Source organism: Rhizobium sp. N621 (genome assembly GCF_001664325.1).
GTDB lineage: Bacteria > Pseudomonadota > Alphaproteobacteria > Rhizobiales > Rhizobiaceae > Rhizobium > Rhizobium esperanzae.
Genome location: NZ_CP013495.1, coordinates 993,683 through 1,017,093, shown reverse-complemented (window position 1 = coordinate 1,017,093; position 23,411 = coordinate 993,683). Strand labels below are relative to the sequence as shown.

The window sequence follows — 23,411 nt, the reverse complement described above, 5'->3', positions numbered from 1 at the left end:
CTATCGCATAAGGACAATTCGATGCTCAAATTTCTGCTCGCCCTTTCGGTCGGCGCCCTGTTCGTCTCGCCGGTTCAGGCGACCGACCTCTATCCCGCCACCAAGGCCTGCGTGCCCGGCAAGCCCCATTGCGAGCGATGGACGGCTGAGTTCAAGAGATCGCTGGCGCTGGCGCAGAAGGGCGATCACGTCGCCCAACAGACCGTGGCCTTCTGCCTGTATTCCGGCTGCCACGGCGCCGTCGCCATCGACAGGGTTGCGTCCTGCAGCTGGTACCTCGTCATCGCCGATTCGGGTGCGGCAACGGTGCTCGACCGCTCCAATCTCAGAAACAGCTGCCAGCCGATGACGCCGGCGCAGAAGGACGAAGCCCGCGCCTTGTCCGGCGAGCTCGTCCGCAAGCTCTACAATCGCGCGCCTGTAGCAGGCGACCAGATATAAGCTCTCCGGCCATCCAGATCAGGCCGGCGATAAATCTGATTGCCCTCCCGGCGTTCGCCGCTATTCTGCCGGCAACGACAATCGGGAGGACACTGATGATCCTGCACTGCGTGTTTCTGCGGCTGAAGACCGCGCTGACGGCCGACGACAAGCAGGCGCTGTTTGCCGCGATCGCCGCCCTGAAACAGGTCATTCCCGGCATCGTTGATATCAAATACGGGCCGAATGTTTCTCCCGAGGGACTGCATGGCGGCTTCGTCGACGGCTTTGCCGTCACCTTCGAAAGCCCCGAAGCGCGGGATGCCTATCTCATCCATCCAGAACATGTGGCAGTCGGCGAGCGCATCGTCTCCTCAACGGACGGAGGCCTCGCCGGCATCCTGGTCTTCGATCTCAATATTTGAGGCGGGCCGGGATAGACCCGCCCCTCAATCTTCAGCTCGATTTCGCCATGGCGGCGGCGAGCTGGTCGACATTGTAGCGGAACATCTTCTCATAGGTCGGCGCCGGTCCCTTGGCGTCGGAAAGTGATTCGACATAGAGCTCGCCGCCGGGTTCCGCACCCGTTGCCTTGGCGACCTGCTTGACCAGGCGCGGATCGTTGGAATTTTCGAAGAAATAGGCCTTCACGTGCTCGCTCCTGATCTGTTCGATCAGCTTGGCGACATCGGCGGCCGAGGCTTCGCTCTCGGTGGAGAGGCCGAGGGGCGCAAGGAAGCTCACCTTGTATTCGCGGCCGAAATAGCCGAAGGCGTCGTGGCTGGTCAGCACCTTGCGGCGGTCCTCGGCGATCGTATCGAATTTCGAATGGGCGTAGGCGTTCAGCTCATCCAGCTTCTGGGTATATTTTTCAGCATTGGCCTTGAAGGCGGCGGCGTCGGCGGGATCGGCTGATGACAGCGCCTTTTCGATATTGGCGACCCAGACCTTGACGTTCACAGGACTGTTCCAGACGTGCGGATCGGTGATGGTCTTGCCGTCCTCTTCCATGGTGCGGGTGCTAATGCCTTCGGAGACCGTCACCGGCTTGCCCTTGTAGCCCGAGGCGGTGATCAGCCGGTCCATCCAGCCTTCCAGCCCTTCGCCGCTGACGAAGGTGACTTCGGCCGCCTTCAAATTCTTCGCGTCGGCCGGCGACGGCTCGAATTCGTGGGGGTCGCCGTTCGGACCGACGAGGCTCGTGACATGAACATGGTCGCCGCCGACCTCCCTGACCACATCGGCAAGCACGGTGAAGGACGCCACAACCTTCAGCGTTTCGGCCGAAGCGGGTGCGGCCGACAGCGCCATCAGCGCGGGAAGTACGGCGGCGGAGAGAAGCAGTCTGCGCGATATCATCGAAGTCTCCTTGAAATCAGCCCTTCAGATGCGGGCGGGGAAAGAAGCGCCGGGCGATGCCGGAGGGCGCGAAGAGGATTGAAAAGGCGTAAAACAGCGCCGCCGTCATGATGATCGTCGGGCCGGAGGCGAGCTCGAGATGGTAGGAGGCGATCAGGCCGAGATAGCCGGAGGCGGCTGCACTGGCGGTGGCTATCATCATCATCACGGCCAAGCTGCGCGACCAGAGCTGGGCGACGGCCGCCGGCAGCATCATCAGGCCGACCGCCATCAGCGTGCCGAGCGCCTGGAAGCTGGCGACAAGGTTCAGCACCACGAGCAGCAGGAAAAGGACATGGTAGACCGGCCCGCGTCCGCCGACGGCTCTGAGAAAACCGGGATCAAAGCATTCGGCCACCAGCGGCCGGTAGATGGCGGCGAGGATGAGAAGCGTCAGCGAGGTGATCGCGCCGATCTGGTAAAGCGCCGGCGCATCGATCGCCAGGATGGTGCCGAAGAGCACGTGCAAGAGATCGATGTTCGAGCCGCGCAGCGAGACGATCAGCACGCCGAGCGCCAGCGACGCGAGATAGAAGCTGGCAAAGCTTGCATCCTCGCGCAGCACGGTCATGCGGCTGACGGCGCCGGACAGCAGCGCCACCGACAGGCCGGCGACCAGGCCGCCGAGGCCCATCGCCGTCAACGAAAGCGAGCCGGCGACGAGATAACCGATCGCCGCCCCCGGCAGCACCGCATGGCTCATGGCATCGCCCATCAGGCTCATGCGCCGCAGCATCAGGAAGACGCCGATCGGTCCCGAACCGAGCCCGAGGCAGAGGCAGGCGACAAGGGCGCGGCGCATGAACCCGAAATCGGCGAAGGGCGCCAGGAAGAGATCGTAAGCCGTCATGCCGCCGGCGCCTCTTGCGAGGTGCAAGCCGCGGCATCCTCGTCCCAGCGCTCGGCCATGGCGCGCGCCTTCAGGAGATTGGCGGACAACATGACGTCGGCCGTCGGCCCCCAGCCCACCAGCTCGCGGGCGAGCAGCAGCGTCTGAGGGAAATGCGTCCGGACGAGCTCGAAATCATGCAGCACGGCAATGACGGTGCGGCCCTCGCCGTGCCAGCGAGCGACGATATCGAGGAGATCTTTGGTCGTGCGGGCATCGATTGCCGTGAACGGCTCATCGAGCAGGATGACGCCGGCATCCTGCAGGAGCAGGCGGGCAAAGAGCACGCGCTGGAACTGGCCGGCCGAGAGCGAGCCGACATGGCGCCTGCCGAAACCGTCGAGACCAACGGCGGCCAGCGCCTCGCCCGCCTTTTTGACATCGGCGGGTGCCACGCGGCCGAAGGCTCCCCTGCTCTTCCAGGCGCCGAGCATGACGGTGTCGATGACCGAGATCGGAAAGCGCCGATCGATCTCGGCCGCCTGCGGGAGATAACCGAATTCCGCCCGCCCCAGCCGGTGCTCGACCCTGCCCTCGGCCGGGCGAAGCTCGCCCATGATCGCCTTCAGCAGCGTCGACTTGCCCGCCCCGTTCGGCCCGGCAATCGCCGTCAGGCTGCCCGGCGCAAAGACGCCGGAGACATGATGGACGGCCGGGTGGCGGTCATAGGCGATGGTGAGATCGTCGAGACGGATCAACGGCGTCATGGCAGCAGAACCGCCCAGTGAATGGTAAGCCAGAGCCCGGCTATGATCACCGAGACGCCCATCACCCTTGAGAAGGCCGATTGTCCCAGCAGGCTGATGGAGGGGCGATCGGGGCTCGGGTGCATGGCTCATCCTGACAATGTAATAACATTACAGTTATGTTATAACGATTGCGGCGAGATTGAGGCGGGAGGACCGGCTTTCGTGTCGCAGGATGATCGGTGGTGGGTTCCAGGCTCAAGACCTGGGATGACGGAGTTTGAGGAGAGGCATTGGCCAGAGGCGCAACGCCGCTGCTATTGCATCACCATCGCTGGATTTGCCACGGAGCTTCATCCCACCCCGGGCCTCGTCGGCGGTGGCCATGGACTCCAGGCTCAAGGCCTGTAATGACGGAGATTGAGGAGGGCCATTGGCAGGAGGCGCAACGCAGCGGCTATTGCGTCACCATCGCTGGATTTGCCACAGAGCTTACCCCACCCTCCGTCGTCCTCGGGCTTGACCCGAGGACCCATGCCGGCCTCGCCGACTGCGACCGTGGATCCCAGGCTCAAGGCCTGGGATGAGGGAGGTTGGGGGCAACGTTGCTGGCCAGACCAGCCGGCGCTGCCGTCCTATCGAAAACTCAAAGCAGTTCCAGCATCGCGGCCGCACCCGAGACCGTGGCCTGGCCAGGGCTTTCCTCGACGTTCAAGGCTTTCACGACGCCGTCTTCCACCAGCATCGAATAGCGCTTGGAGCGCAGGCCGAGGCCGCCGGCGGAGAGGTCGGCTTCGAGGCCGACGGCCTTGGTGAAGCCGGCGTCCCAGTCGGCGAGGAAGTGGATCTTGCCCATACCGCCGGAGGATTGCGCCCAGGCGCCCATGACGTGCCAGTCGTTAACGGCGAGAACGGCGATGTCGTCGACGCCCTTGCCGAGAATGGTGTCGCGGTTTTCGAGATAACCCGGCAGATGGTTCAGCGAGCAGGTGGGCGTGAAGGCGCCGGGCACGGCAAAGAGCACGACGCGCTTGCCGGCAAAGAGCTGATCGGTGCTGATTTCGACAGGGCCGTCGGCGGTCTTTTCCTTGAAGGTGGCGGCCGGAAGCTTGTCGCCGATCGCGATGGTCATGGGTTTTCTCCTTTGTCCAGGTTTTGCGGCAGATGCCGGGGGCCGGCTTGGCGGGCGCCGCGAGAAGATCGCAGGCGACTATAAGTGCCGGTCAGTCAAAGGCAAGCGTGGTCTCCATCGCCCTGTCGCCATCGATCACCAGCACGCTCCAGCGCTTGCCCGATGGATCATAATCCTTCGGCAGCTTGCCGATTGCAATGTCGGTCTTGAAGGTGGCGCCGTCGCGTTTGCCGCCGATCTGCTTGGTGAAGGCATAGCCGCCCGGGCCGGTGACGATGATGTCGGGCGCGCTCTTTCCCGCGCCCGGCAGTGTGAGCGTCAGCGACAGTGTCTTCCTGTCCGGCGCGATCGCGTGCGCCGTGACCTTGAAATCGTCCGACGGCGGCTTCGGCAGCGCCGCATCGGCGGCGGCAAGGATCGCCTCCTCCTCCGGATGCGACTGGATGGCAGGGCCGAGCGTCACCGAGAGATTTGCCTGGAAGGGAACGCAGATATCCCTGCAGATGCCGATGAAGGCCGTCGCATCGATCGTAACCGGGGCTTTGCCGGATGCCGTCAGCGACAGCGGCAGCGTCACCGGCGCGTCATAGGCGATATCCTCGATGGCGCCGTTGAAGAAGTGCTTCGGAACCGGATAGGCGATGCTATCAAGCGTGACGCCGCTCCCGGCCGCGATGGTGACTTGAGGCGGAATGCCGCTGTTGCCGGGCTCGCGCCAATAGGTGATCCAGCCGGGTTTCGGTTCGATCTGCAGGGCGGCGCGGATTTTGCCGCCGGCATCGGGCGCCAGCGCCACGAGGCGCATACGGCCGCCCTCGGCCTCGGCCCAGGCGCTCATTTCCGCCCTAGCGGAACAAAAGGGGGCGAAGGCTGCGGCCAGCGAAATGGCCGCCATCAAAAGCCGGCGCGGTGCCAAAGAAATAATCATCATGGAACAAAGGTTTATCGAAAGTCCGGTTTGGCCGCCAGAAGCGGACGGCCATATAATCCTCATTTTCAGTTGATTGATTGGTGACATTGGCCCATCTTTCTCTTGTCGGGGCCTTGATGCGGTCTGGCAGCAGGAGGAACGATGTCCTTATCTACGCTGAAGAACAGACGGGAACGTGGCTTCTTCGATGGCCAGTTCCTCATCGCCATGCCGGGCATGGAAGACCGCAATTTTGCGCGCACGGTGATTTACATCTGCGCGCATTCGGATGCCGGTGCCATGGGCTTCGTCATCAACCGGCCGCAGAGCCTGACCTTCACCGACGTGCTCCTGCATCTCGACATGATCAAACAGGAGGAACCGATCGTGCTGCCGCAGGGGGCGCGTGACTTCCCGATCCAGACCGGCGGCCCGGTGGAAAGCGGCCGCGGCTTCGTGCTGCATTCGGACGATTATGCCAGCGACTCCTCGATCCCGGTCAGCGACGACATCTGCCTGACGGCGACGCTCGACATCGTGCGCGCCATCTCCAAAGGCGCCGGGCCGAAGCGTGCGACCATGCTGCTCGGCTACTCCTCCTGGGCGGCCGGCCAGCTCGAAAACGAGGTCGCCAACAATGGCTGGCTCACCTGCCCGGCCAATGAGGAACTGATCTTCGATCGCAGCCTCGACGACAAATACGAGCGGGCGCTCGCCGGCATGGGCATCAACGCCGCCATGCTCTCGGCCGAAGCCGGCCACGCCTGAGGGCCGCTGCTCGCCTGACGGTCGCGGCTCGCCTGGCGGTCGCGGGAACGAATAGGCGCGAGTGACGTTCCCTTCCCGCGCGGACGAGAGGTCCGACGCCGAGCATGGAGACATCACAGATGGGTAGCACCAGCGACAAGATTTCAGGCAAGGCAAACGAAATTGCCGGCAAGACCAAGCAGGCCGCCGGCAAGGCCACGGGCAATCGCGACATGCAGGCCGAGGGCGACGTCCAGGAAGCCAAGGGCAAGGGACAGGTCGCAACAGGCAAGGTCAAGGACAAGCTCAAAGGCGCCGTCGACCGGCTCTGAACCACCAGCTCAGCCCTCCCGAACCATGCCTGCTGCGCACGCGCGCAGCGGGCATTTTTAATCCGCCCCTGCCTTGCAGAGATCAGTACGATGAAACTCTTTGCCTGCGACAATTGCGACCAGGTCGTCCACTTCGACAATCGTCACTGCGTGCGTTGCAATCACCGGCTCGGTTTCCTCCCGGGCGACCTCGCCATGCACGCACTGGAGCCGCGCGACGAGATGGTCTGGCAGCTCGTTTCCGATCCCGACCGGCACGTGCGCTTCTGCGCCAATTCAGGCCTCGACATCTGCAATTGGCTGGTGGAGGGCGAGAGCGACAGTGAATTCTGCACCGCCTGCCGCCACAACCGGCTGGTTCCGAATACCGACACGCAGGACGGCATCGACCGCTGGCGGCGCATCGGCCAGGCGCAGCGTCATCTGTTCTATTCGCTGTTGCGCTGGAAGCTGCCGCATCCCGACCGGGCCGAGGACCCGCAAGGCGGCCTCGTCTTCGATTTCCTCGAAGATTCCCTGCAGGGCAACGGCAATGTCGTGCCTGCTATGACCGGCCACGAGGAAGGCCTGATCACCATCCGCGCCGCCGAAGCCGACGACGCGACGCGCGAACAGGCGCGCAGCTCGATGAACGAGCCCTATCGCACGCTGCTCGGCCATTTCCGCCACGAGACCGGCCATTTCATCTGGAACAAGCTGGTGCGCGACCGCGACGACCTTGCTGAATTCCGCGCCGTCTTCGGCGACGAACGGCAGGATTATGCGGCCGCCCTGCAAAGACACTATGCCGACGGCCCGCCTTTGGGATGGCAGGATCATTTCATCAGCGCCTATGCCGCATCGCACCCCTGGGAGGATTTCGCCGAATGCTTTGCGCATTACCTTCATATCGTCGACACACTGGAGACGGCCCGCGCCTTCGGCATCGCCATCGATCCGCGCGGCCATGAGGAAATCGCAGGCGAGGTCGATTTCCTTCCCTACAGGGCGAAGAGCGCCGAGCAGCTCGTCAGCGCCTGGGTGCCGCTCAGCATCGCGATCAACGCCATCCAGCGCAGCATGGGCCAGCCGGATTCCTACCCCTTCGTGCTCTCCTCGCCTGTCGTGGCCAAGCTCGAATATCTGCATCGGCTGATCCAGGGGGCGGCGGTGCGGCAATAGGTGGGTGAGAATACCGAACGTCGCTGCTTGCTCCCTCTTCTCCCCAGCGGGGGCCTGAAGGACGGGTCGAGACCCGCGGCTCGACCCCGGTTGGTGGCCCGAAGGGTCGGATGAGGGGGCCGCACGGCACACCATTCATTGCCCTTCGCTTGCGCTCAGCGCATTCGCGGCTCAGCCGCTCACCCCCTCATCTGCCTGCCGGCATCTTTCCCCGCTGAGGAGAAGGGGGCTCGTGCAACGCCGCATCATCTTTCACCCGTGCAAGTTCGAGGGAGCACAAGGAGACGCAATCCGCCTATTATCGGCCTTCCGCATCGCGGGCCGCAGGATGAACGCGTAAACCGTCCCTCCTTCAACCGCGCACAGAATCTGACCCTGTCTCTTCGAGCCAATATTTGATCATCATCAGCGCTGCCCCTTTGCTGAGCAACACATCGCGCTCGTCAGCCAAATCCCGTTCGAAACGCTGACACAGCTTCTCATAGGCATCGAAAAGAGCGCCGGCTTCTCCGTGACGACGACAGACGTCCTCCATACGATCGATCGTTGAGCTCAATTCGACTGTCGTTGGAATAGATGACACTCTTGCCTCCCGAACGAAAACGGTCTCGGCCTACAATATACGGTAGTTGGTGAGGGGCAGCCGTCATACCCCTAAAACAAAACCGCCTTGCCCTTCTTGAACGGCTCCATGCCCCGGCGCGCAAGTTCATCGGCGCGTTCGTTTTCCGGGTGGCCGGCGTGGCCCTTGACCCAGTGCAGCGTCACCTTGTGGCGGTTGCGGGCTTCTTCCAGCGCCTGCCAGAGCTCGGCGTTCTTCACCGGCTTCTTGTCCGATGTCTTCCAGCCGTTTTTCTTCCAGCCGAAAATCCACTTGGAAATGCCGTCCTTGACATAGGCGCTGTCGGTATAGAGGTCGACTTCGCAAGGGCTCTTCAGCGCCTGCAGCGCCGAGATCGCGGCCATCAACTCCATGCGGTTGTTGGTCGTCTCCGCTTCGCCGCCGCAAAGCTCTTTTTCGACCTCACCATACCTCAACACCGCGCCCCAGCCGCCCGGACCGGGATTGCCGGAGCATGCGCCGTCGGTGAAGATATCGACGTGCTTCATAGGCTCAACCCGTATTCGGCGGCCGAGCCGATCTGGCGGTGGAAGCGCAGCTTGCGCAGATATTCGAGCGGGTCCTTCTTGGTGACCATCGCGCCTTCCGGCGTCGTCAGCCAATCATAGAGCCGGGTCAGGAAGAAGCGCAGCGCCGAGCCGCGCGCGAGCACCGGCAGGGCGGCGATCTCCGTCTCGCTCAACGGCCTGACGCTCTGATAACCCTCGAGCATCGCCATGCCCTTGGTGATGTTATAGGCGCCATCCTTCTCGAAGCACCAGGCGTTGAGGCAGATCGAGACGTCATAGGCAAGCAGGTCGTTGCAGGCGAAATAGAAATCGATCAGGCCGGAGAGCTGATCGCCCAGGAAGAAGACGTTGTCGGGGAAAAGGTCGGCATGGATGACGCCGGACGGCAGGCTCTTCGGCCAGGCGGCGGCGAGAAAATCGAGTTCGTTGCGGATCTCGCCCTGCAGGCCGGGTTCGACCTCATCGGCACGCGCCTCGGATTTCTCCCAGAGCCCCCGCCAGCCGTCGAGCGACAGCGCGTTCGGACGTTTCAGCTCGAAATCTTCGCCGGCCACATGCATTTCGGCGAGCGCCTTGCCGACCTCACGGCAATGCTTCGCCTCCGGCTTTCTCAGCCACATGCCTTCGAGGAAGGAAATCAGCGCCGCCGGCCGGCCGGAGAGCGAGCCGAGCAAGGCGCCGTCGCGGCGCGGCAGCGGCAGCGGGCAGGAAAGGCCGCGGGCCGAGAGATGCTGCATGAGGCCGAGGAAGAAAGGCAGGTCGCTCTTTTCCACACGCTTCTCATAAAGCGTCAGGATCAGCGGCGCCTTGGAGGTATGCAGCAGGAAATTCGAATTTTCGACGCCTTCGGCGATGCCCTTATAGGAAAGCAACGTGCCTGCATCATATTCCGTCAGGAACCATTTCAGATCGTCTTCGGCGATATCGGTATAGACTGCCAAGTGAGGTCTCGTCTCTATATTGTGGATGGTGATGACCGGGACGCGGTGGCGGCCTAGCCGTTGACAAAGGCCATGTCGGCCGTCGTCAGCTCGATGCTGCGCAATTCGCGGTTGACCAGGAAGTTTTCGGTTTCCTGCACCGTCTCGGCCAGCTCGACGCGGGCATCGAAGCGGGCGCGGAAAGCCTCGATGATCTCGTTGACGATCACCTCCGGCGCCGAGGCGCCGGCGGAAAGGCCGAGCGTCGAAATCGCGCCGATCTCCTCCCAGTCGAGCTCGGCGGCGCGCTGCACCAGGATCGATTTCTTCGCCCCTGCCCTCAGCGCCACTTCGACGAGACGCTTGGAATTGGACGAATTCGGCGCACCGACGATGATGAAGAGATCGCAGCCCGGGGCCGCCTGCTTCACCACTTCCTGGCGGTTGGTCGTCGCATAACAGATCGAATCCGCCGCCGGCGCGGTCAGGTTCGGAAATCGCTCCTGCAGGCGGGCGATGACGCCGGCTGTATCATCGACCGACAGCGTCGTCTGAGTGACATAACCGAGATTGTCGGGATCGGCGGGGGCGTAGGCATCGGCATCCTCGATCGTCTCGATCAGCGAAACCGAACCTTCCGGCAATTGCCCCATCGTGCCGATCACTTCCGGGTGGCCGGCATGGCCGATGAGGACGACATGGCGGCCGAGGCGATTGTGGCGCATCGCCTGCTTGTGGACCTTGGACACGAGCGGACAGGTGGCGTCGAGATAGAAGAGGTTGCGGCTTGCCGCATCCTCCGGCACCGATTTCGGCACGCCGTGAGCGGAGAAGACCACCGGCTGGGCGCGATGCTCGACGGGGATCTCGTCCAGTTCCTCGACGAAGACGGCGCCCTTGGCCTCCAGCCCTTCGACGACATAACGATTGTGGACGATCTCGTGGCGCACATAGACCGGCGCGCCATAGGATTTGAGCGCCAGCACGACGATCTGGATGGCGCGGTCGACGCCGGCGCAGAAACCGCGCGGACCGCAGAGCCTGATCGTCAAGGGAGGTTTCGCCGCAATAGTCATGTCCGTTCCGTCAAAATTCCGTCCAGCGTGGGAGTAAGGGACCTCTAGCCCAATATGGCCGGGAATTGAAGCGATACTATTGCCGAGGCGCCTTGCCGGGTTTTCGGAACCAGGAGATCGCCACCACAACGACGAGGACGGCGGCAAGCCCGTACCAGGTCAGGGCATATTGCAGATGATCGTTCGGCAGATCCACCTGGGTGACGCCGCCGATCGGCAGGCCGGCCGGGTTGGGGGTGGAGTCGGCATCGACGAAGAACGGGATGACGCGCGCCTTCTCCAAGCCGACGCTCTCGGCCATGACGTCGAGGTCTTTCCAGTAGAAGATGTTCTTGGCGACGTCATTGTCGGGCACCAGCCAGGACGGCTTGCCGGCAAGTTTGGCGCGCGCGAGCCCGGTGACCGTCTGCTGATCGGTCAGCTGGCCCTGCATGCGCATTTCCGGCTCCTTGTTCTCATAGGGAACGAAGCCGCGATTGACGAAGAGGATGCGCCCGTCGGCAAGCTCGAGCGGGGTGTAAATATAAAAGCCGGTCTGGCCGTGCCAGGTGGCGAAGAAATGCCGCTCCTTATTGTTGATATAACGGCCGGTGGCGGTGACCTTGCGGTATTCGATGTCGCCGCCGGACGCGGCCATTGCCTCGATATCGGCGAGCGGCACCGGCGCGGCAGCCTGGCGCGCGGCTATATCGGCGAGCAGGCCTTGCTTCCAGTGGAGGCGCTGCAGCTGCCAGGTGCCGAGCGAAACCAGGATGGCAAGGGCGATCAGCACCAGAATGCCGGTTATGACAGGCAGCCGGCGGCGCGCCACGGCATGATCGACGTCAGTCACTCAGACGTCCTTCGCGGGCATTATGGCGGTACTGCATGGCGATCAGAATGCCCTTGAACCAGCGCAGTGTCAGAAGCGACAGGATGATCGTCAGCGGCCCGAAAGTGAGGATATGCACCCAGATCGGCGGCCCGTAATTGACCTGCAGCCACAGCACCATGCCGATGACGATGAAGCCGACGATGAGGATGACGAAGACGGCCGGGCCATCACCGGAATCGGCGAAGGAATAATCCAGGCCGCAGGAGGCGCAGCGCGGCTTCAGGCCGAGCAGACCATCGAACAGTTTGCCCTGGCCGCAGCGCGGGCAGCAGCCTTTGAAACCGGTTTTCACCGGATCGAGGGGTGGAAATTGCGCGCTGTCCTCGCTCATGATGTTCCTTTACGCGGCCACTTGCGGCCGCGGCCTTTTCGATGCTGCCTTAACTCTCCCATAAAGTATTCGCATCCCGAATGGAAATGCCTGCGCGGTTCTGATGAGCGATTCGCGCCAAACAGAAGAAGAAGACTGATGACCAATGACAGCCATGCCGGACAGATCATCATCCTGAACGGCGCGCCGAGAAGCGGCAAATCCAGCATTGCGCGTGCAATCCAGGACGAATTCGAGGGGCCGTGGATCAACCTCGGCGTCGACGGCTATAACGATATGACACCAAAATGCTACCTGCCCGGCATCGGCCTGAGGCCGGGCGGCGAGCGCCCGGATCTCGAGGAACTCGTGCCGTTCCTCTACGCAGCCCTTTACGAATCGATCGCCATCCATGCCGGATTGGGGCTCAATGTGGTGGCCGATCTCGGCCATCACGACAGCTACTCGCAGCCGCTCGGCATTCTTCCCGATTGCGCCCGGCGCCTGCAGGGTTTCTCCGTGCTGTTCGTCGGCGTGCGCTGTCCGATCGAGACGATCATGCAGCGGCGCGAGATCAAGCAAGAAGGGCGCGAGACACTCTATGCAAGAGCCTCCGAAGAGATGCCGGTCCCCGAACCGGTGCAGCGCTGGCAGGACGAGGTTCATCGCCCCGGCATCTACGACATGGAGGTCGATACCTCGGTGCTGACTGCACTCGAATGCGCCGAAGCGATCCGCCAGCGCCTCGATCTCGGCATCCCCGAACCCTCGGCTTTTGAGCGGATTGCCGGCGGGCGGTGAGAGAAGCGGCGCGGCCCAAATGGGCAAAGGCATGCGCGGCTTGTCGACTCCCCTTCTCCCCAGCGGGGAGAAGGTGCCCGTAGGGCGGATGAGGGGGCCGCAGAAACACCAAACGTTGCGGAAGTTCGACCGCGCCAGCATTGTCTCGCCCATGTCGCTTAGTGGGATAGGCGGTTACGGGCGCGGTGCCGTGTAGCCCCCTCATCCGCCTGCCGGCACCTTCTCCCCGCTGGGGAGAAGAGATTTGCCGCGACCTTTCCGTTCCGTCCCTCCACTCAGTCGGTTGTGGCCGCGCAACGGACGCAGCAGACGGCCCACGCCGCCGCTCTAACTTTGCGACGCCGTTTTCGATTCCGCGCTGTTTTGCCCCAGGCGCGGCTCCATCCCTGACAGCAGCCGCTGAATGTTGGCGCGATGACGTATGATCACATAAGCGCCGCCTGAAATCACCAGCAACCGATAGGGCAAGGGCTGCTCGAGGCTGCAGATGAGAGCGATTGCAGTCAAAGCCGCCAGGATCGACCCGAGGGAAACAATCCTGAAGATGGCGAGCACGACGCCAAAAACCGCAAGGGCGCCAAGACCGACCGGCCAGGATATTGCGAGCAACAGGCCGAGCCCCGTAGCGACGGATTTGCCGCCTTTAAAATTCAGCCAGATCGAACGGCTATGACCGAGCAATGCGGCAAGTCCGGCCAGGCAAACGGCCCAGTGCAGCCAGGCTTGCAGATCAAGTGCTGCCGGCGGCATGTCGTACAACGATCTATGGATCCACGGATAGAACCAGCGGGTAAACAGGATCGCTCCAGCGCCTTTCAGCACATCCACCAGAAGCACCGCCGACGCAGGCCATTTCCCCAGGGTTCGCAAGACGTTCGTTGCGCCGGTGGATCCGGAGCCATGGTCGCGAATATCGATGCCTATAAGCAGTTTCCCGGCAAGATAGCCCGTGGGCGTGGAACCGATGAGGTAGCCGATCGCCAATCCAAACAAGCTCGCTGCCCAAAAAACCATGGAGCCTCCTCGATGCTCGACCTGTCAGTGTATCATCGCATCGCCCTTCGCAATAATTCAATGGTCTCCGAGACGGACCGGCCTTGAACCGGCGGCGGCTCCGCGCGCTCGCAGAATTCGCGCCAGACGAACAGGGTCAGTTCAAGCGTGCCCCTCAACCTCCGTCATGCCCGGCCTTGAGCCGAGCATCCATACGCAGCACTCCAAGAGGTACGTCTTTCGTTCTTTCGTCGAGGCCCGTCGCCCTAGTCCCTGCAGCAACCAACAAAATGCTCGCGGCGTGGATGCTCGGGTCAATGACGGAGTATGAGGAAGCTCGCGAGGCAAAGCGCGAAATCGTCAACAAAAAAGGCGGGCACCGAGCCCGCCTTTTGCATTTATTCCGTCCCGATCAGCCTGCGGCGACCGGAGCGCCCCAGCCGCCCCAGACGTAGATGCAGAAGAACAGGAACAGCCAGACGACGTCGACGAAGTGCCAGTACCAGGCGGCTGCCTCGAAGCCGAAATGCTGCTTCGGGGTGAAATCGCCGCGCAGCGCGCGCAGCAGGCAGACCAGCAGGAAGATCGTGCCGACGAGGACGTGGAAACCGTGGAAGCCGGTCGCCATGAAGAAGGTCGCGCCGTAGATCGAATTCTTGAAGTCGAACGGAGCGTGGGCATATTCGTAGGCCTGCACGCTGGAGAACAGGATGCCGAGCAGCACGGTCAGCGTCAGGCCCTGAACGAGGCCCTTACGGTCATTGTGCAGCAGCGCATGGTGCGCCCAGGTCACCGTCGTGCCGGACAGCAGCAGGATGACGGTGTTGTAGATCGGCAGGTGCCAGGGATCGAGGACTTCGATGCCCTTCGGCGGCCAGACGCCGCCGGTATAGGCCATGCGCGAGGCCTGAATCGCCTCGTTCGGAAACAGGCTGGCGTCGAAATAGGCCCAGAACCAGGCGACGAAGAACATCACTTCCGAAGCGATGAACATGATCATGCCGTAACGCAGGTGCAGCGAGACGACGCGGGTGTGAGAGCCCTCATGGGCTTCCTTCACCGTATCGGCCCACCATCCGTACATCACATAGAGAACCAGCACGAGGCCGATAAAGAAGAGCCAGGGATTGGCGAGTTCGGCGCCGGCGAGCTTGAAGGAGCCGCCGTTCAGATAACGCATATAGCAGACGCCGCCGATCGCCATGATGAAGGCGCCGAGCGAGGCGAGAATCGGCCACGGGCTCGGATCGATGATGTGGTAGTCGTGGTTCTTCTGATGCGCATCGGCCATGTGGCTATCCCCGGATGTCTTCCTCACTTCGCCCCCGGCATAGCCGGAAACGAGCCTTGATCAAAGTTTCTTTTCAATCTTCACCGCTCCACCCTCATTCGAAGCGAGAGGCTTCGGACCCTCTTTCGGGTAGAACGTATATGACAGCGTCACCGTGTGGATATCCTTCGATTCCACCGCCTTGACGATTTCAGGGTCGATATAGAATACGACCGGCATTTCCAGCTTCTCGCCCGGCTTCAGGTCCGTTTCCGTAAAGCAGAAGCACTGAACCTTGTTGAAATAGGCGCCCGCTTCGCCCGGCGTGACGTTGAACACCGCCTGGCCGCGTTGGGTCTCGTTCGACCGGTTCTCAGCGACGAAATTGACCTGGATGGTTTCGCCGATCTTCGGATTGACCTCGCGCTCGACCGGTTTGAAATCCCATTGCAGGCCGGGGGCGACGTTGGCGTCGAAGGTGACGCGCATCTTGCGGTCGAGGACAACGCTCGACATCTGCTCGACGCGCTGTGTCGTGCCGTTATAGCCGGTCACCTGGCAGAAGATGCGGTAGAGCGGCACGGCGGCATAGCTCATCGCGCCCATGCCGAAGACGAAGCTCAGGCACATCAACACGACGGCGCCGTTGTTGCGGCCCTGCTTCCTGGGTGCGGCAGCTTTTTCGCTCATCCGGCCATTCCCCCGCCGATCTTGACGATCGTGATCGCGTAGAAGAGGACGACCAGGCCGGCCAACACCAGCCCTAGGGCGATATTGCGATTGCGGCGCGACTTCATCTGCTTTTCGGTGAGCTTGACCAGATCCATCAGAACCAACCTCCAGCGTGCGAAACCAAGACCGAAGCCAGCCGGTCGATCATAAGGGCTGAAAATACGGCGAAGAGATAGAAGATCGAGAAGGCAAAGAGCTTCTTTGCGGGGATCATCTTCAGATCGCCGTCGGGCATGCGCCAGACGGCGATGGAACAGTAGATGAAGATCGCACCGAGGGCGGCGGCGATGAGGCCGTAGCCGAAGCTCGCAAAACCGAGGAAAGACGGCAGCACCGCGCAGACGGCGGTCAGCACCGCATAGGCGACGATCTGATGCTTGGTCACCCGCTCGCCGGCGACGTTCGGCAGCATCGGCACGCCGACGGCCTCGTAATCGCGCATCTTGAAGAGCGCCAGCGCCCAGAAATGCGCCGGCGTCCACAGGAAGATGATCAGGAAGAGAACGGTGCTCTCGATCGTCACCGAATTCGTCACGCAGGCCCAGCCGATCATCGGCGGGAAGGCGCCGGCGGCACCGCCGATAACGATGTTCTGCGGCGTCGAGCGCTTCAGCCACATGGTGTAGATGACGGCGTAGAAGAAGATGGTGAAGGCAAGGATGCCGGCCGAGAGCCAGTTGACGGCGAGGCCGAGAATGACAACCGAAAAGCCCGACAGCACCAGGCCGAAGGCGAGCGCCTCCGATGGGGCGACGCGGCCGGCCGGGATCGGGCGCTTGGCCGTGCGGCTCATGACGGCGTCGATATCGGCGTCGTACCACATGTTCAGCGCGCCCGAGGCGCCGGCGCCGACGGCAATGCAAAGGATGGCGATCAGGCCGAGGACGGGATTGATGTGGCCCGGAGCCAGCACGAGACCGGCAAAGGCGGTGAAGACCACGAGCGACATGACCCGCGGCTTCAAGAGCTCGAAATAATCGCGCGCGCTCGCTTCCGACATTTCGCCGTCCTCTGCAAGCGCCTCGTGATTGTCGATAACCGTCATCATTCCGTCCTGAATTTACTCATGCCGGACGCCGTATCGGGTGCGGCGTCCGGTTTTCCGCGCGCTTTACTTGATGCGCGGCAGCTGTTCCCACTGGTGATAAGGCGGCGGCGAAGGCAGCTGCCATTCCAGCGTCGTCGCACCCTCGCCCCACGGATTCTCGCCGGCGATGCGCTCCCTGGCGAAGGCTTCGAAGACCGAGAAGAGGAAGATCAGCACACCGAAGGCCGAGATGTAGGAGCCGATCGAGGACACATAGTTCCAGCCGGCAAAGGCATCCGGATAATCGATGTAGCGGCGCGGCATGCCGGCGAGACCAAGGAAGTGCTGCGGGAAGAACACCAGGTTGACGCCGATGAACATGACCCAGAAATGCAGCTTGCCGAGGAACTCGTTGTACATGTAGCCGGTCATCTTCGGGAACCAGTAATACCAGCCGGCAAAGATCGCGAAGACGGCGCCGAGCGACAGAACGTAGTGGAAGTGAGCCACGACGTAATAGGTGTCATGCAGCGAACGGTCGAGACCGGCATTGGCAAGCTGGACGCCGGTAACGCCGCCGACCGTGAACAGGAAGATGAAGCCGATCGCCCAGATCATCGGGGTGCGGAACGAGATCGAGCCGCCCCACATCGTCGCGATCCAGGAGAAGATCTTCACGCCGGTGGGAACGGCGATGACCATCGTGGCGAAGACGAAGTAGCGCTGCGCATCGAGCGACAGGCCGACCGTATACATATGGTGGGCCCAGACGACGAAGCCGACGGCGCCGATCGCGACCATCGCGTAGGCCATGCCGAGATAACCGAAGATCGGCTTCCTCGAGAAGGTCGAGATGATGTGGCTGATCATGCCGAAGCCCGGCAGGATGAGGATGTAGACCTCGGGGTGACCGAAGAACCAGAACAGGTGCTGGTAGAGGATCGGGTCGCCGCCGCCTTCCGGAGAGAAGAAGGAGGTGCCGAAGTTGCGGTCGGTCAGCAGCATGGTGATGCCGCCTGCCAGAACCGGCAGCGACAGCAAGAGCAGGAAGGCGGTGATCAGCACCGACCAGGCAAACAGCGGCATCTTGTGCAGCGTCATGCCGGGGGCGCGCATGTTGAGGATCGTGGTGATGAAGTTGATCGCACCGAGGATCGAAGAGGCGCCGGCAATATGCAGCGCGAAGATCGCCAGGTCGACCGCCGGTCCCGGCGTGCCGCTCGTTGCCAGCGGCGGATACATCGTCCAGCCGCCGCCGGTGCCGTAAGCGCCTGCCGGACCTTCGACGAACATCGACAGCAGGAGCAGCGCGAAGGCCGGAACGATCAGCCAGAAGGAGATGTTGTTCAGGCGCGGGAAGGCCATGTCGGGGGCGCCGATCATGATCGGCACCATCCAGTTGGCGAAACCGCCGATCATCGCCGGCATGACCATGAAGAAGATCATAATCAGCGCATGCGCCGTCGTGAACATGTTGAACATCTGCTTGGCGCCGTCGATGGCGGCATCGCCCTCATAGCCGTAGACCATCGAGGCCAGGCCGTGGAAGATCTGGATGCCCGGCTCCTGCAGCTCCATGCGCATGGCCACCGACAACGCGCCGCCGATGATGCCGGCGATGATCGCGAAGATCAGGTAGAGCGTGCCGATGTCCTTGTGGTTGGTCGAGAACAGCCAGCGATTGACAAAACTCGGCTTGTGCCCGTGATCATGGTGATCGTGATCATCATGCGCATGGTCGTGGTGGGCGTGAGAATGATCGTCGTGAGCGGAAGGTCCAGCCATTGTCCCGATCCCCTTTAATTACTGTGCTTCGGCAACGTCGACGGTCTTTGCGGGACCATCGGTTGCGGCCATGAGTGTCTTGTAGGCGCCGGGCAGGTCGCTGGCGGCCGTGGTCAGCCACTGCTTGTACTTGTCCTCGGAGACGACGCGGATGGCGATCGGCATGAACGCATGGTCCTTGCCGCAGAGCTCGGAACACTGGCCATAGAACAGGCCCTCGCGCTCGGCCCTGAACCAGGTCTCGTTCAGGCGGCCCGGCACGGCGTCGATCTTGATACCGAAGGACGGCATGGCGAAAGCATGGATGACGTCGGTCGGCGCAGACGTCACGAGAACGCGGACCGTCTTGTTGACCGGCAGCACCAATTCGTTGTCGACGGCGAGCAGTCTCGGATAGACCGACTTGTCTTCCTTGCCGGCGGCCGCACGATCCTGATCCTTCAAGAGGTAGGAATCGAAGGCGAGCGGGCTGTCGCCCGACCCTTCATATTCATAGTTCCACTGCCACTGGGTGGCGGTCGCCTTGATCGTCACGTCAGGATTTTCGGGCAGCGTCAGCTGCGCCGTCAGAAGGTTGAACGAGGGAATGGCGAGGAAGAGCAGCACCAGGACCGGCCCCACGGTCCAGATGACCTCGATCAGCGTATTATGGCTCGTGCGCGACGGAACCGGATTGGCGCCGGCGCGGAACTTGAAGCAAACGACGATGAGCAGGATCAGAACGAAGAGCGTGATCGGAACGATAAACCACAGGGTATATTGTTCGAACCAATGAATTTCCCGCATAATCGGCGTCGCTGCCGGCTGCAGCGTCGCCTGCCACGGCGTCGGCTGGTCGGCATATGTGCCGGAAGCAAAAAGCAGACAGACCAGTGCGGTCAGAGCTGCATAAGCCTTCTTCATCACCTTATTATCTCCCTCGAGCGCTTGACCTGCAAAATCGAACGCAGAATCCTTGCCATCTTCAGCGCTTCAAACCACAGTTTGGCATTTGCCGCAACAGGCAGGAGCAATTGTCTATGCGGCATTTTTGCTTAAAGCACAGGCAGGCCGAACGGCAAAACATCCCAAGTTTTTCATCGGCATATGAAAAATGCCCTTTCCGGCCGATCCGCCCCCCGTACATTATTTGACAAAGGTCCAATTTCTGCCGCAGTCCCCCGGTTTTCACGGGGTGGGGCTTTTCATTTCCGGTGGGCAGCTTCAACAATAGCCGCAATGATTCGATATCCAGAGGTTTCCATGGGTTTCCGTTCCCTCGCGCGGTCGCTTCTCGTGACTGCCAGCATCGCGGCCGCAGCGACGACGCCCGTCTTCGCACAGCAACCCGCCCCTTCCCCGGCCCAACCCACCACACCAGCACCGGCCGCCCCTGCCCCGGCGCAGCAGCCCCCGGCTGCCGCCCCGAATATCCAGGTGGCGCCCGGCCAGACCCAGCCGCAGGCGCCGGGCACGGTGAAATCCAACCACGGCGCCTGGTCTGTCGTCTGCGACAAGCCGGCCGGCGCGGCGACGGAACAATGCGCGCTGATGCAGAACGTCATCGCCGAGGACCGGCCGGAGGTCGGGCTTTCCGTCGTGGTGCTGAAGACGGCCGACCGCAAATCGAAGATCCTGCGCGTGCTGGCGCCGCTCGGCGTGCTCCTGCCGAACGGCCTCGGCCTCAATGTCGACGGCAAGGATATCGGCCGCGCCTATTTCGTCCGCTGCTTCGCCGACGGCTGTTATGCCGAGGTCGTGCTCGAGGACGAACTGCTCAAGACCTTCCGCAGCGGCGCCCAGGCCACCTTCATCGTCTTCCAGACGCCTGAGGAAGGCATCGGCATTCCCGTCGATCTCAAGGGTTTTGCTGAGGGTTTTGACGCGCTGCCTTGAGATCAGGTGATGTGTGCCGCGGCCTTTCGGCTCCCTCTTCTCCCCTTGGGGAGAAGGTGCCCGTAGGGCGGATGAGGGGGTCGCAAAGCCGGAGCCTTCAATAAGAAGAACGTCCATCCGGGCTTCGGCCGCACCGGCATGGTCTCGACTGTCTTGAAGTCGCTGCCATCGGCGTGGTTGGACAGGAGTTGAGAGGGCGTGCCGTGTGGCCCCCTCATCCGCCTGCCGGCACCTTCTCCCCGAGGGGAGAAGAGATATGTCGCGCGCTTCTTCGTCCCACCCGTCGGGCACCTTCTCCTAGAAATCTTGCCCGACACAGAATATTCCGCGACAGGGCTTCACTCTTTATCGGGTAGAGCCCTATCTAGGGACTGAGCGCATTCCCGACCGCATGCCCATTGGAGCCAGACCATGACCACCGATCTCCTGACGCTTTTCGATGCCGACGAAGCCACGATGCGTGGTCTCGTCGCCCAGGCGCTCGCCGGCGCCGATGACGGCGAGCTGTTTATCGAGCATGCCCAGGCCGAGGCGCTGACCTTCGACAATGGCCGGCTGAAGGGCGGCAGCTTCAATACGGAACAGGGTTTCGGGCTGCGCGCCGTTGCCGGCGAAGCCGTGGGTTATGCCCATGCCGGCGACCTCTCGGTGGCGGCGCTGAAGCGGGCGGCCGATGCGGTCGGCGCGGTGACGCGCGGCTATTCCGGCACCTATGCCGCCGCTCCCCAGGGCACCAACAAGAAATTCTACGGCGACCAGAATCCCATCGGCCAGCCGAGCTTCGAGGAGAAGGTCAAGGTCCTGCAGGACATCGACGCCTATCTCAGAGGCAAGGACGACAAGGTGCGGCAGGTCACTGCCTCGGTGGCGGCGAGCTGGCAGGTCGTCGACATCCTGCGCGCCGACGGCCATCGTGTCCGCGACATCCGGCCGATGACGCGCGTCAATATTTCCGTCGTGGTCGGTGAAGGCGAGCGGCAGGAGAGCGGCTCCTACGGCAGCGGCGGGCGCATCGGCTTCGGCGATTTCATCGCCGAGGGCAGCTGGCAATACGGCGCCGACGAGGCGCTGCGCCAGGCGCTCGTCAATCTGGAAGCCATCGATGCGCCGGCCGGCACCATGGATGTCGTTCTCGGTTCCGGCTGGCCGGGGGTTATGCTGCACGAGGCCGTCGGCCACGGGCTGGAAGGCGATTTCAACCGCAAGAAGACGTCGGCCTTTGCCGGGCTTCTCGGCCAGATCGTCGCCGCTCCCGGCGTTACCGTCGTCGACGATGGTACGATCGACAACCGCCGCGGCTCGATCACCATCGACGACGAGGGCACGCCGTCCGGCTACAATGTGCTGATCGAAAACGGCAAGCTCGTCGGCTACATGCAGGACCGGCAGAATGCCCGGTTGATGGGCATGGCGCCCACCGGCAACGGCCGCCGCCAGGGCTATGCCCATGTGCCGATGCCGCGCATGACCAATACCTATATGCTCGGCGGCGACAAGACGCCGGATGAAATCATCGCCTCGGTGAAGAAGGGCATCTATGCCGTCTCCTTCGGCGGTGGCCAGGTCGACATCACCTCGGGCAAATTCGTCTTCGGCTGCACCGAGGCCTATCTCATCGAGAACGGCAAAGTCGGCGCACCGATCAAGGGCGCCATGCTGATCGGCAACGGCCCGGATGCGATGAAGCGGGTGTCGATGATCGGCAACGACATGAAGCTCGATACCGGCATCGGCAATTGCGGCAAGGCCGGCCAATGGGTTCCGGTCGGCGTCGGCCAGCCGCATCTGCGCATGGATCAGATCACCGTCGGCGGCACGCAGACCTGAGGCTGAGGATTTCATGATGGCAGAGATCGAAATCAGACCTTTTGCCGCCGGCGATGCCGATGACGTGCTGTCGGTGATCCTGCCGATCCAGCGCGAGGAGTTCGGCATCGACATCACAGCCGATGCCCAGCCGGATCTCAGGGTCATCCCGGATTTCTATCAGTCCGGCAAAGGTGAGTTCTGGGTCGCCGTCAAGGACGGCGCGATTGTCGGCACGCTTGGGCTGAAGGACATCGGCAACAACCAGGCGGCACTGCGCAAGATGTTCGTCGCCGCCGAGGTTCGCGGCCGCGAACACGGCGTGGCGGCGCGGCTTCTCGAGCGTCTGTTCGATCACGCCAGAGATGCCGGCCTTACCGATATCTTCCTCGGCACGACGGACAAATTCGTCGCCGCCCATCGCTTCTACGAGAAGAACGGCTTTACCGAGATCGCCAAGGGCGCCCTGCCCCGCTCGTTTCCGCTGATGGCGGTGGACAGCAAGTTCTATCGCTATAAGGTCGGCTGACGAAAGAGCTGGAGCCATCCCGACATTCGGCATCACGCTTTAGGCGGCCTCACCACCGCTCTTTCAACCTTGCCGAGCAAGCTTTTCAGTTCGGGCTCGTGGACGAGAGCCGCGGCTTCGAGCGGCGGGAGCCATCGACTGTTTCGTTGTTTTTCCTCCGGAAACTTCTCGTCGATTTTGTCGGCTTGCAAGAGATGGACCTGAACGACGGAAGGAACGCGCTCCCCGTTGGCCAGCGTCTTGATATAGGTGTAGAAGCCAAAGGGGCGCTTCCTGGCCTTACCCTTCACCCCGGCCTCCTCCCAAGCCTCGCGCTCGGCAACCTGGTGGGGTGCGAGCTTCGCAATAGGCCAGCCCTTGGGAATGATCCAGCGGCCGCTGTCGCGCGACGTGATCAGGAGGATCTCAACCAAGTTGTCGCCGACTTTTCGATAGCAGATCGCCGCAAACTGCTCGATTGCTTCCCCCTTTAAGAGCTGATCGGTCGCGCCTGCCAGCCGGCCAAGATAGGATCTAGCTTTCTTCGGCATTGGCTTCAGCCGCCGCGGGCCGGCCATCATTGGTGGCGGAAGCCGCGGCAATCTCCTGAGCGATAGATCAAGCGTGA

Annotated in this window: 29 protein-coding genes and 1 pseudogene; 9 read left to right on the top strand and 21 right to left on the bottom strand. The window is 62.5% G+C overall.

Annotated elements, in window-relative coordinates:
• Window positions 1-21: 21 nt before the first annotated feature.
• Together AMK00_RS04965 and AMK00_RS04960 are read left to right on the top strand one after the other, a co-directional pair.
• Window positions 22-441, top strand: a complete 420-nt coding sequence (locus AMK00_RS04965; protein ID WP_064800941.1) for a hypothetical protein — start codon at window positions 22-24, stop codon at window positions 439-441.
• Between the two features lie 95 nt (window positions 442-536).
• The gene (locus tag AMK00_RS04960; RefSeq protein ID WP_064809758.1) at window positions 537-845 is read left to right on the top strand and encodes a Dabb family protein; all 309 of its coding nucleotides are present in this window, start codon (window positions 537-539) and stop codon (window positions 843-845) included.
• A gap of 31 nt (window positions 846-876) precedes the next feature.
• On the opposite strand, the gene AMK00_RS04955 is transcribed toward AMK00_RS04960, so the two are convergent.
• The 6 genes from AMK00_RS04955 to AMK00_RS04930 form a co-directional block, all read right to left on the bottom strand.
• Entirely contained in the window at window positions 877-1,779 is a 903-nt protein-coding gene (locus AMK00_RS04955; protein WP_064809757.1) for a metal ABC transporter solute-binding protein, Zn/Mn family, read from the bottom strand.
• A 16-nt stretch (window positions 1,780-1,795) separates the two neighbouring features.
• Window positions 1,796-2,668 carry a metal ABC transporter permease gene (locus tag AMK00_RS04950; protein ID WP_064809756.1) on the bottom strand — a complete coding sequence of 291 codons (873 nt, stop codon included), beginning with the start codon at window positions 2,666-2,668 and terminating at the stop codon, window positions 1,796-1,798.
• Entirely contained in the window at window positions 2,665-3,414 is a 750-nt protein-coding gene (locus AMK00_RS04945; RefSeq protein ID WP_064809755.1) for a metal ABC transporter ATP-binding protein, read from the bottom strand. Before AMK00_RS04945 ends, AMK00_RS04950 begins: the two co-directional genes overlap by 4 nt.
• Window positions 3,411-3,539, bottom strand: coding sequence for a hypothetical protein (locus tag AMK00_RS33430; RefSeq protein ID WP_257784629.1), 129 nt, complete (start codon window positions 3,537-3,539; stop codon window positions 3,411-3,413). The genes AMK00_RS04945 and AMK00_RS33430 overlap by 4 nt, the downstream gene beginning before the upstream one ends.
• A 500-nt stretch (window positions 3,540-4,039) precedes the next feature.
• On the bottom strand, window positions 4,040-4,525 hold the full coding sequence (locus tag AMK00_RS04935; protein ID WP_064800935.1) for a peroxiredoxin: 486 nt from the start codon (window positions 4,523-4,525) through the stop codon (window positions 4,040-4,042).
• Window positions 4,526-4,616: 91 nt separating this feature from the next.
• Window positions 4,617-5,456: a protein-disulfide reductase DsbD domain-containing protein gene (locus AMK00_RS04930; protein ID WP_189637623.1), complete on the bottom strand. Its 840-nt coding sequence runs from the start codon at window positions 5,454-5,456 to the stop codon at window positions 4,617-4,619.
• Window positions 5,457-5,597: 141 nt separating this feature from the next.
• Here AMK00_RS04930 and AMK00_RS04925 point away from each other — a divergent pair, with 141 nt between their 5' ends.
• From AMK00_RS04925 to AMK00_RS04915, 3 genes are all read left to right on the top strand, one after another.
• On the top strand, window positions 5,598-6,203 hold the full coding sequence (locus AMK00_RS04925; RefSeq protein ID WP_064809753.1) for a YqgE/AlgH family protein: 606 nt from the start codon (window positions 5,598-5,600) through the stop codon (window positions 6,201-6,203).
• A 119-nt stretch (window positions 6,204-6,322) separates the two neighbouring features.
• Window positions 6,323-6,514, top strand: coding sequence for a CsbD family protein (locus AMK00_RS04920; protein ID WP_064800933.1), 192 nt, complete (start codon window positions 6,323-6,325; stop codon window positions 6,512-6,514).
• A 90-nt stretch (window positions 6,515-6,604) separates the two neighbouring features.
• Complete coding sequence (locus tag AMK00_RS04915) at window positions 6,605-7,675, top strand: zinc-binding metallopeptidase family protein (RefSeq protein ID WP_064809752.1); 1,071 nt, start codon at window positions 6,605-6,607, stop codon at window positions 7,673-7,675.
• 352 nt (window positions 7,676-8,027) lie between these two features.
• Here the strand turns inward: AMK00_RS04915 and AMK00_RS30535 are convergent, their stop codons facing one another.
• From AMK00_RS30535 to AMK00_RS04885, 6 genes are all read right to left on the bottom strand, one after another.
• Window positions 8,028-8,258, bottom strand: coding sequence for a hypothetical protein (locus AMK00_RS30535; RefSeq protein ID WP_123876176.1), 231 nt, complete (start codon window positions 8,256-8,258; stop codon window positions 8,028-8,030).
• Window positions 8,259-8,329: 71 nt separating this feature from the next.
• Window positions 8,330-8,785 carry a ribonuclease HI gene (gene rnhA, locus AMK00_RS04905; protein ID WP_064809751.1) on the bottom strand — a complete coding sequence of 152 codons (456 nt, stop codon included), beginning with the start codon at window positions 8,783-8,785 and terminating at the stop codon, window positions 8,330-8,332.
• Window positions 8,782-9,747: a homoserine kinase gene (locus AMK00_RS04900; protein WP_064809750.1), complete on the bottom strand. Its 966-nt coding sequence runs from the start codon at window positions 9,745-9,747 to the stop codon at window positions 8,782-8,784. Before AMK00_RS04900 ends, rnhA begins: the two co-directional genes overlap by 4 nt.
• A 53-nt stretch (window positions 9,748-9,800) precedes the next feature.
• Entirely contained in the window at window positions 9,801-10,802 is a 1,002-nt protein-coding gene (gene ispH, locus AMK00_RS04895; RefSeq protein ID WP_064809749.1) for a 4-hydroxy-3-methylbut-2-enyl diphosphate reductase, read from the bottom strand.
• Between the two features lie 76 nt (window positions 10,803-10,878).
• Window positions 10,879-11,634 carry an SURF1 family protein gene (locus AMK00_RS04890; RefSeq protein ID WP_064809748.1) on the bottom strand — a complete coding sequence of 252 codons (756 nt, stop codon included), beginning with the start codon at window positions 11,632-11,634 and terminating at the stop codon, window positions 10,879-10,881.
• Window positions 11,627-12,007 carry a DUF983 domain-containing protein gene (locus AMK00_RS04885; RefSeq protein ID WP_064809747.1) on the bottom strand — a complete coding sequence of 127 codons (381 nt, stop codon included), beginning with the start codon at window positions 12,005-12,007 and terminating at the stop codon, window positions 11,627-11,629. Before AMK00_RS04885 ends, AMK00_RS04890 begins: the two co-directional genes overlap by 8 nt.
• A gap of 138 nt (window positions 12,008-12,145) precedes the next feature.
• On the opposite strand from AMK00_RS04885, the gene AMK00_RS04880 reads away from it, so the two are divergent.
• Window positions 12,146-12,787, top strand: a complete 642-nt coding sequence (locus AMK00_RS04880) for a chloramphenicol phosphotransferase CPT family protein (protein ID WP_064809746.1) — start codon at window positions 12,146-12,148, stop codon at window positions 12,785-12,787.
• Window positions 12,788-13,114: 327 nt separating this feature from the next.
• On the opposite strand, the gene plsY is transcribed toward AMK00_RS04880, so the two are convergent.
• The 8 genes and pseudogenes from plsY to coxB form a co-directional block, all read right to left on the bottom strand.
• Complete coding sequence (gene plsY / locus AMK00_RS04875) at window positions 13,115-13,801, bottom strand: glycerol-3-phosphate 1-O-acyltransferase PlsY (protein WP_064809745.1); 687 nt, start codon at window positions 13,799-13,801, stop codon at window positions 13,115-13,117.
• Window positions 13,802-13,833: 32 nt separating this feature from the next.
• Window positions 13,834-13,944 (bottom strand): annotated as a pseudogene (locus tag AMK00_RS32845) (HIT family protein); the annotation flags it as partial.
• A gap of 248 nt (window positions 13,945-14,192) precedes the next feature.
• Complete coding sequence (locus AMK00_RS04870) at window positions 14,193-15,071, bottom strand: cytochrome c oxidase subunit 3 (protein ID WP_064800923.1); 879 nt, start codon at window positions 15,069-15,071, stop codon at window positions 14,193-14,195.
• 60 nt (window positions 15,072-15,131) lie between these two features.
• Window positions 15,132-15,740 (bottom strand): cytochrome c oxidase assembly protein, encoded by a 609-nt coding sequence (locus AMK00_RS04865; RefSeq protein ID WP_064809744.1) that lies wholly within the window; start codon window positions 15,738-15,740, stop codon window positions 15,132-15,134.
• Window positions 15,737-15,877: a hypothetical protein gene (locus tag AMK00_RS32400; protein ID WP_004672998.1), complete on the bottom strand. Its 141-nt coding sequence runs from the start codon at window positions 15,875-15,877 to the stop codon at window positions 15,737-15,739. Before AMK00_RS32400 ends, AMK00_RS04865 begins: the two co-directional genes overlap by 4 nt.
• Window positions 15,877-16,827, bottom strand: a complete 951-nt coding sequence (locus AMK00_RS04860; protein ID WP_064805937.1) for a heme o synthase — start codon at window positions 16,825-16,827, stop codon at window positions 15,877-15,879. Before AMK00_RS04860 ends, AMK00_RS32400 begins: the two co-directional genes overlap by 1 nt.
• Before the next feature lie 66 nt (window positions 16,828-16,893).
• Entirely contained in the window at window positions 16,894-18,594 is a 1,701-nt protein-coding gene (ctaD, locus tag AMK00_RS04855; protein ID WP_064809743.1) for a cytochrome c oxidase subunit I, read from the bottom strand.
• Between the two features lie 18 nt (window positions 18,595-18,612).
• The gene (coxB, locus tag AMK00_RS04850) at window positions 18,613-19,497 is read right to left on the bottom strand and encodes a cytochrome c oxidase subunit II (protein WP_064800920.1); all 885 of its coding nucleotides are present in this window, start codon (window positions 19,495-19,497) and stop codon (window positions 18,613-18,615) included.
• A gap of 315 nt (window positions 19,498-19,812) precedes the next feature.
• On the opposite strand from coxB, the gene AMK00_RS04845 reads away from it, so the two are divergent.
• From AMK00_RS04845 to AMK00_RS04830, 3 genes are all read left to right on the top strand, one after another.
• Window positions 19,813-20,469, top strand: a complete 657-nt coding sequence (locus AMK00_RS04845; RefSeq protein ID WP_082240266.1) for an invasion associated locus B family protein — start codon at window positions 19,813-19,815, stop codon at window positions 20,467-20,469.
• Between the two features lie 411 nt (window positions 20,470-20,880).
• The gene (tldD, locus tag AMK00_RS04835; RefSeq protein WP_064809740.1) at window positions 20,881-22,296 is read left to right on the top strand and encodes a metalloprotease TldD; all 1,416 of its coding nucleotides are present in this window, start codon (window positions 20,881-20,883) and stop codon (window positions 22,294-22,296) included.
• A 16-nt stretch (window positions 22,297-22,312) separates the two neighbouring features.
• Window positions 22,313-22,804: a GNAT family N-acetyltransferase gene (locus tag AMK00_RS04830; protein ID WP_064805934.1), complete on the top strand. Its 492-nt coding sequence runs from the start codon at window positions 22,313-22,315 to the stop codon at window positions 22,802-22,804.
• Window positions 22,805-22,836: 32 nt separating this feature from the next.
• Here AMK00_RS04830 and AMK00_RS04825 read toward each other — a convergent pair whose 3' ends face one another.
• Window positions 22,837-23,334, bottom strand: coding sequence for an NUDIX hydrolase (locus AMK00_RS04825; RefSeq protein ID WP_064811642.1), 498 nt, complete (start codon window positions 23,332-23,334; stop codon window positions 22,837-22,839).
• Between the last annotated feature and the right edge of the window lie 77 nt (window positions 23,335-23,411).

Bases quoted from the DNA above. Each gene is read 5' to 3' on its own strand.
- AMK00_RS04965 (WP_064800941.1), top strand. From the start codon at position 22: ATGCTCAAATTTCTGCTCGCCCTTTCGGTCGGCGCCCTGTTCGTCTCG.
- AMK00_RS04960 (WP_064809758.1), top strand. From the start codon at position 537: ATGATCCTGCACTGCGTGTTTCTGCGGCTGAAGACCGCGCTGACGGCC.
- AMK00_RS04955 (WP_064809757.1), bottom strand. From the start codon at position 1,779: ATGATATCGCGCAGACTGCTTCTCTCCGCCGCCGTACTTCCCGCGCTG.
- AMK00_RS04950 (WP_064809756.1), bottom strand. From the start codon at position 2,668: ATGACGGCTTACGATCTCTTCCTGGCGCCCTTCGCCGATTTCGGGTTC.
- AMK00_RS04945 (WP_064809755.1), bottom strand. From the start codon at position 3,414: ATGACGCCGTTGATCCGTCTCGACGATCTCACCATCGCCTATGACCGC.
- AMK00_RS33430 (WP_257784629.1), bottom strand. From the start codon at position 3,539: ATGCACCCGAGCCCCGATCGCCCCTCCATCAGCCTGCTGGGACAATCG.
- AMK00_RS04935 (WP_064800935.1), bottom strand. From the start codon at position 4,525: ATGACCATCGCGATCGGCGACAAGCTTCCGGCCGCCACCTTCAAGGAA.
- AMK00_RS04930 (WP_189637623.1), bottom strand. From the start codon at position 5,456: ATGATGATTATTTCTTTGGCACCGCGCCGGCTTTTGATGGCGGCCATT.
- AMK00_RS04925 (WP_064809753.1), top strand. From the start codon at position 5,598: ATGTCCTTATCTACGCTGAAGAACAGACGGGAACGTGGCTTCTTCGAT.
- AMK00_RS04920 (WP_064800933.1), top strand. From the start codon at position 6,323: ATGGGTAGCACCAGCGACAAGATTTCAGGCAAGGCAAACGAAATTGCC.
- AMK00_RS04915 (WP_064809752.1), top strand. From the start codon at position 6,605: ATGAAACTCTTTGCCTGCGACAATTGCGACCAGGTCGTCCACTTCGAC.
- rnhA (WP_064809751.1), bottom strand. From the start codon at position 8,785: ATGAAGCACGTCGATATCTTCACCGACGGCGCATGCTCCGGCAATCCC.
- ispH (WP_064809749.1), bottom strand. From the start codon at position 10,802: ATGACTATTGCGGCGAAACCTCCCTTGACGATCAGGCTCTGCGGTCCG.
- AMK00_RS04885 (WP_064809747.1), bottom strand. From the start codon at position 12,007: ATGAGCGAGGACAGCGCGCAATTTCCACCCCTCGATCCGGTGAAAACC.
- AMK00_RS04880 (WP_064809746.1), top strand. From the start codon at position 12,146: ATGACCAATGACAGCCATGCCGGACAGATCATCATCCTGAACGGCGCG.
- plsY (WP_064809745.1), bottom strand. From the start codon at position 13,801: ATGGTTTTTTGGGCAGCGAGCTTGTTTGGATTGGCGATCGGCTACCTC.
- AMK00_RS04870 (WP_064800923.1), bottom strand. From the start codon at position 15,071: ATGGCCGATGCGCATCAGAAGAACCACGACTACCACATCATCGATCCG.
- AMK00_RS04865 (WP_064809744.1), bottom strand. From the start codon at position 15,740: ATGAGCGAAAAAGCTGCCGCACCCAGGAAGCAGGGCCGCAACAACGGC.
- AMK00_RS32400 (WP_004672998.1), bottom strand. From the start codon at position 15,877: ATGGATCTGGTCAAGCTCACCGAAAAGCAGATGAAGTCGCGCCGCAAT.
- AMK00_RS04860 (WP_064805937.1), bottom strand. From the start codon at position 16,827: ATGACGGTTATCGACAATCACGAGGCGCTTGCAGAGGACGGCGAAATG.
- ctaD (WP_064809743.1), bottom strand. From the start codon at position 18,594: ATGGCTGGACCTTCCGCTCACGACGATCATTCTCACGCCCACCACGAC.
- coxB (WP_064800920.1), bottom strand. From the start codon at position 19,497: ATGAAGAAGGCTTATGCAGCTCTGACCGCACTGGTCTGTCTGCTTTTT.
- AMK00_RS04845 (WP_082240266.1), top strand. From the start codon at position 19,813: ATGATTCGATATCCAGAGGTTTCCATGGGTTTCCGTTCCCTCGCGCGG.
- tldD (WP_064809740.1), top strand. From the start codon at position 20,881: ATGACCACCGATCTCCTGACGCTTTTCGATGCCGACGAAGCCACGATG.
- AMK00_RS04830 (WP_064805934.1), top strand. From the start codon at position 22,313: ATGGCAGAGATCGAAATCAGACCTTTTGCCGCCGGCGATGCCGATGAC.
- AMK00_RS04825 (WP_064811642.1), bottom strand. From the start codon at position 23,334: ATGCCGAAGAAAGCTAGATCCTATCTTGGCCGGCTGGCAGGCGCGACC.